The organism is Streptomyces lavendofoliae, from assembly GCF_014649735.1.
Lineage (GTDB): Bacteria > Actinomycetota > Actinomycetes > Streptomycetales > Streptomycetaceae > Streptomyces > Streptomyces lavendofoliae.
This window is the reverse complement of record NZ_BMTP01000045.1, coordinates 1-6,007: the sequence shown is the minus strand read 5'-3', so window position 1 is coordinate 6,007 and position 6,007 is coordinate 1. Positions and strand designations below refer to the sequence as shown.

Sequence of the window (6,007 nt, the reverse complement as noted above, 5' to 3'; positions counted from 1 at the left end):
CGTGGACGGGGTCGGTGGACAGGAAGCGTCCGGTGCGGGGGTTGTAGAGGCGGACGCCCATGAGGGTGAGTCCGGTGAGGGTTTCGGCGGATCGTTGTTTGGCGCCGAGCCAGTTGTAGCGGACGGCGGGTTGGTTGTTGCGGGGGTTGCCGTATTCGTCGTTGTCCAGTGCCTGGGGTGCCTTGGTGGTGTCCAGGGGGAGCTGGAGGGCGACGTCGCCGTGGATGTTGGTCAGCTGCAGGACGGTGTCGCCGGTCTTGCTGGTCGTGGCGCCGAGGTCGCCGGAGGCGGTGTCGACGTTACGGGTGAGGGCGCCGGTGGTGGTGTCCTCGATGATCCAGCGGGGGTTGTCGCTGTCGCTGTCGTAGTGGTTGAGCTTGGACGCGGTCGTGGTCCAGGTGGTGCCGCTGCCGGTTTCCACGTTCCAGGAACGGAAGCGGTGGCTGGCGTCGAGCTGCCAGGTCTGGCGCTTGCCGTTCGCGGTCTGCTGGTGGGCGAGGTCGTTGGCGTAGTAGCCGATGGTGCCGTTGCCCGGGGCGGCGCTGGTGCGGCCGAAGGCGTCGTAGGTGTAGCCGGCGTCGACGAGGCGGTCGGCGCTGTCGTAGGTGTAGCTGGTGGTGCTTCCTCCGCTGGTGGGGCAGTCGGCGCCGGGGGTGCCGGTTGCCGAGGTGAGGGTGGAGCGGTTGGTGCGGTTGTCGAAGGTGTAGCTGCGGAGGGTGCAGATGGTGTCCGCAGTGTCCTCGACAGCGGTGAGGCGGCCGGTGGCGTCGTAGCGGTAGGCCTGGTCGGACCATCCGGCGTGGGTGGTGACCTGCCCGTGTACGGATTCGGTCACGGTGTCGGAGTAGACGATCGTGCCGTCGCTGTCACGGGTGTAGGTGCGCTCGAGTGCCGAGCCGGTGGGGTCTTCGGTCTGCTTGACCGTGTAGCCGCCGGGGAGCTGCTCGCTGGCCACGGAGCCGTCCGCGTCGTAGACGGCCTTGAACGCACCGGCGATGGAGTCGGTGGTCGTCGTGGCCAGTCCGCGCGGCTCGGCGGTGTGGTCGTAGGTGTAGGTGACGGTCGACGGCGCGGTGTCGGTGACCTTGACTGGCCGGTCGAGCAGGTCGTACTCGGTGGTGGTCGTACCGCCGTCGGCGTCGGTGTAGGACACCAGGCGGCCGAGCTTGTCGTACGCCCGGGTGATCGTGCCGCCGGTGGGCGAGATGGTCTTGCTGGCACGGCCGGTGGCCGGGTCGTACTCGGTGGTGGCCTGCGGGACCGCCTGTCCGACACCGCCGGTGGTGGCGACCGTGGTCGGCCTTCCGGCGTCGTCGTGCGAGGTGGTCGTGGTCCGGGTCACGCCGTTGGCGGTCTCGATGACCTTGGCGGCGTTGCCCCACCAGTCGTACTCGGTGGTCGCGGTCGGCAGCTGAGCGGGGTTGGTGCCGCCGCCGGTGATGGCACCGGCCGGGCCGGTGGAGCACACCAGGTCCGCCCACTCGGGGCGGCCGGCGCAGGCGCCGGTGCCGGTGGCCGACCAGTAGGTCGTCACACGGGTCGCGGTGTCGGTACCGGTGGCGCCGGGCAGCAGCTGCTTGGTCACCCGGCCCTGAGCGTCGTACTCGGTGGTCTCGGTGATCGCCAGACCGGCCGGGTCCTTGATGGTCTTCGACGGCAGGCCCTTGGCCCAGTCGTAGACCGTCTGCACGGCGCGGGACTCACCCATGACCGTGGGGTGTTCGCGTACCTCGGCACCGGTGGTGACCTTGGTGACCTGGTCCTTGACCTTGGCGGTGCCGTCGGTGGGACGCCCGGCGTCGTACTCGTTGAGCGTCCAGGAACGGGCGGTCACCGAGGTCTTGGCCGGCACCAGGGTGGTGGTTCCGGACTTCAGGTCGGCGGCCAGGTCGACACGCCGCAGCGGGCCGAACTCCTCCAGTTCCCGGGTACCGGTTTCGTTGTAGAGCGACTTGGTGGCCAGCAGGTCGGCGCGCTCGGCAGAAGGAAGTGCTGCGATGCCGAGGTCGGCCTGGGTTGCGGTGTCGCCCGCGGTCAGCCCGAGCGCGACGGCGCGGTTGCCGGCCGTCAGTTCCCGCACGGTGTTGCCGAAGCGGTCGTACTCGGTGGTGGTGATGTGGCCGCCGGGGGTGGCGGTGTTGACCTTGCGGCCGGACACGCCGAGGTAGTGCACCTCGGCCCGCTTGTAGTCACCGGAGCCCAGCGCGTCACCGGAGTGGTCGGCGGGAACGGCGTCGGCGGGGAAGACGGCGGTGGCGTCGGTGGGAGCGTCGCTCTGGCCCCACGCCTTCACGTCCGCGGCACCCATCTTGTGCGGGGCCGCGGTGCCGGTCAGAGCTACGTCGTAGACGATGCTGGTGGCCGCGGTACCGGACTCGGTACCGGTGGTGCCCTGCTGCAGTCCGGGACGTGATGCCTTCAGCAGCATCCCCTCACCGGCGGTGGCGGCGTTGCCGGCCTTGCCGTAGGTGAAGGTCCAGGGCAGTTCACCGGCCGGGGTCAGCTGCGTGACACGGCCGGCGGTGTCGTAGGCGTACTGCGTCTTGAGCGCGGGGCTGATCTGCGGGTTCCACGTCTCGCGCAGACGACCTTCGCCGTCGTAGAGGTAGCTCTGCACCGTCTTGGAGGTCGCCGCGGCCGCCCCGGGGGCGGTGGACCACAGGCGGATCTCCTTGACCTGGCCGGCCACGTCGCCCAGGGCGGTCGTGGTGGCGGTGGTGGAGGCACCGTAGACGAACTCCATCACCCGGCAGCCCTTGGTGGCCGAGTCGGCCGTGCAGGCGGCAGCGGTAGCGGCCGAGGTCGGCGCGATGATCCGCTTGGGCCGGGCAACCGTCTTTCCGGCGACGGTCACCGTCTCGGAGACGACGGTGGTGGTGCTGTTGGACAGACCGTCCAGCAGCGTGCTGGACACCTGCCAGGTCGTGGCCGTGGCATCGGGCTTGGTGAACTCGGTGACCGTGCCATCGGTGTCGGACAGGGTGAACGCGCCCGTGGTGCTGCCCTTGAGCGTCAGATCCTCCGCACCGGGCTCCGGCACCCAGCCGGTCTTGGCCGCATTCGCGGTGAAGTGCGTCTCGTCTCCCTCAGCGCCCACGACGGCGACAGCCGTGTCGGACAGCTTACGGATGTGGGAGAAGTCGGACTCCGTCGCCTCGGCGGCGGTGCCGGCGACCCACTCCTTGCCGAAGATGGCCGCCTGGCCCTCCTGTGCGGCACCCTTGCCCGGGGTGCGGGAGGACGCCGTACGCGACACCGACATGTCGAAGGCCGAAGCATCACTGGCCGACAGGGTGTAGTCACCCGTCAGCAGGTTGACCGAGCCGGGCCCGACTTCCTCGCCGGAGGCGCCGGTGGCATTGCGGTCGACCACGACAGTCATCGGCGCGGTGCTTCCCGCGGCGCTGTTGGGGCCGGCGAAGTCGGCCTTGATCTGGACCGTGCCGTCCGGGTCGACGGTGTTGGTCGCGTTCCAGACCAGCGGAGCGTTCTTGCCGTTGGTCATGGCCACCGGCCAGGCGGTCAGCGCGGTGCCGCCGGAGGTGACGTCTGCGACCGGGATACGGACCCAGGGATCGGCCTCGGAACGGCGCCAGGAGAAGGACACCGCGTCGTACTTGCTGGCCTCGGCCTCAGCGACCAGCGGCAGGCGACGCGCGGTGCGCTCGCCCTCCGCGGGCTGCACGAAACCGCCGGGGCCGGCGTGGAAGGTGTAGTCGATGGCCTCGGACTTGTTGTCCGCCTTGTCGACCGCCCTGACCTGCAGGGTGTGGGTGCCGTCCTTGGGCGGGGTGATGGAGATCGCCTTCGCGCCCGTGGCACCGCTGGTGGTGACCTTGGTCCAGGTCGTCCCGTCCAGCGACCACTCCAGCCAGTTGTGGTCACCGGCCGGAGGCGTCACGGTGAACGTACCGGCCTGACCGGCGCCCTTGATCCAGGCGTTGGAGGGGTAGTCCGTGGAGGTGATCGCCGTCGGAGCGGACGGTGCCGCGGTGTCGACGGTGAAGACCTTGAACGCCGACCAGCCCACGTTGTAGTGGCTGCCGTCGTAGGGCGAGGTGCGGAACTTGTAGGTCTTGCCGTTGGTCAGCATGCCCGCCGGGACGGTCACGGACGCGACCTGGCCCGAAGGCACGTACTTCGACACCAGCACATTGCCGACCTGGGTATTGGTGGCGTTGTCGAAGATCTGGAAGGTGCCGTTGACCTTGTCACCGTCCGCGTCGACGAAGGTGTCGCGCAGAGTCGGGGTGGCGGTGTTGACGACGTAGTTACCGCCGTAGGAGAAGTACGGCGGGCCGGCCTCCTGCTTGGTGCCGGTACGCGGCCGGTAGTTGTAGTTGACGACCAGCTTAGGCGGGTTGGCCGCCGCGTTCGCCGAGTTCACCCGCTTCCACTGCGTGGTCAGCGTCTCGTCCGTGGCGCGCAGGCCCATGTGGCCGCGGGTCGCCTTGGCCGAGGCCCACTCCTGAACCAGCGTGGTCACATCGGCGTTGATCCAGCCGTCGGGCTGGGTGGTGCACGAGGTGTGCCCGCGGGTCTCGGTGCTGGTGGCCTTCTTCGCCGTCATCGCCGGACGGTTCGTCCAGCGGCTCGAGGTGGACGCGGCAGCGGAAGACCACACCTCCCACGACTGCGCAGTGCACGCGGGAGCGTTGCCGGAGTGGAAGTTCCACAGGCTCAGCTTGGCGTCCAGCACGAGCGCGTCCTGCACCGGCGTGGTGTTCCAGGAGACGAAGGACTGCGCGGTACGCGGAGTGCCGTCAGCGTTCTTCGTGCCGGGGTTGCCGAAGTCCAGCTCGACGTCGTTGGACCAGTCGACGGTCTCGCCCTGCTGGACGTAGGTGTCGAAGACGTTACCCAGCGCGGAGGTGGACGGGTCGACCGTCACCGGGTACTTGGTCGCCGGGTCCGCCAGCCACTTCGCGTCCGGCGTCAGGACCAGATCCACCGATCCCTTGTGCTTGACGACCTTCATGGCGACCTTGGCCCGGCGAGTGTGCTCGCCGGAGACCTTGTCGACCGTGGAGTCCCACATCACCGGAGCGGGCATGACTGCCTGCTTCTTGCTCTTCTTGTCGGTGAAGAGCAGGCTGCCGTCCTCCTGCTCGGTGACCTTCAGACCCTTGGTCTTCAGAGGCAGGGTGTACGTGTAGCCCTCGGCGGCCGGCCGCTGCTTGATCTCGACGTACTGCTCGAACCCGGTCCGCGTCGCCTCGACGACGACGTCCGCACCAGGCACGGCGTTGACGTACTCGGCACGCGTGCCCTCCAGCTTGGGAGCCGGCAGCCCGCCCCGCCACTGCAGGGTGATCTGCTCATCCCCTTCGCCAAGGGTGACCAGGTCGACAGCCTTGGCTGCCTGCCCGGCCTTCAGCGAGGCGGCCGGGGTGCCGGTCTTGCCCGCCAGCCTCAGGCCCTGCGGGTGGGCCTTGGACTCGACCGCTCCGTCGGCGCCGGCGACAAGGTCGAGATCGACGTCACGCCAGTCGCCGCTGTCCTCGTCATGGAAGCGGATGGGCCCGGCGGACAGCTCGGTCGTAAGCGACCCGTCCTTGTTGACCCACGTCGTCGACGTCTCCGTCCGCTCCGACAAGGCCTCCACACGCCTGCCCGACAACCGGGCAGCCACGCGCGCTGATGGAATGTCAGCAGCCTGCGTGACACTGGTTTTCTTCTCGGCAGCGACCGCCCCGGAGGGCGACGCAACCGCAGGACTCACGCCGTCAAGCAGCGTGAATGCCATGGTCGCCGCGAGACTGCCTGCGATGTAGCGCAAGCTTCTCCCCGACCAGGCCCGCCCACGCTCATCGGGCGCGGGTATGTGCACCGTCATGGTTCCTCGGTCTCTTCGTTACATGTGCATCACAAAAACCGATGCCATGTGAAGGTACCTACAAGGGAAAGCCCACAAAGACCCCAAGGAAGCATGCGCCCGACATCCCCGACAGCTAAGCGGAGGATCGTGATCGATTCTTGACGGACCGCCAGAGACGCCTACCCCGCC

1 protein-coding gene is annotated in these 6,007 nt (G+C 68.8%); it reads right to left on the bottom strand.

Features of this window, described 5'->3' with window-relative positions; all coding sequences use genetic code 11:
• Positions 1 to 5,746 (bottom strand): DNRLRE domain-containing protein (locus IE109_RS32650; protein ID WP_189554983.1); only part of this gene is annotated, 5,746 nt, incomplete at its 3' end.
• Positions 5,747 to 6,007 lie beyond the last annotated feature (261 nt).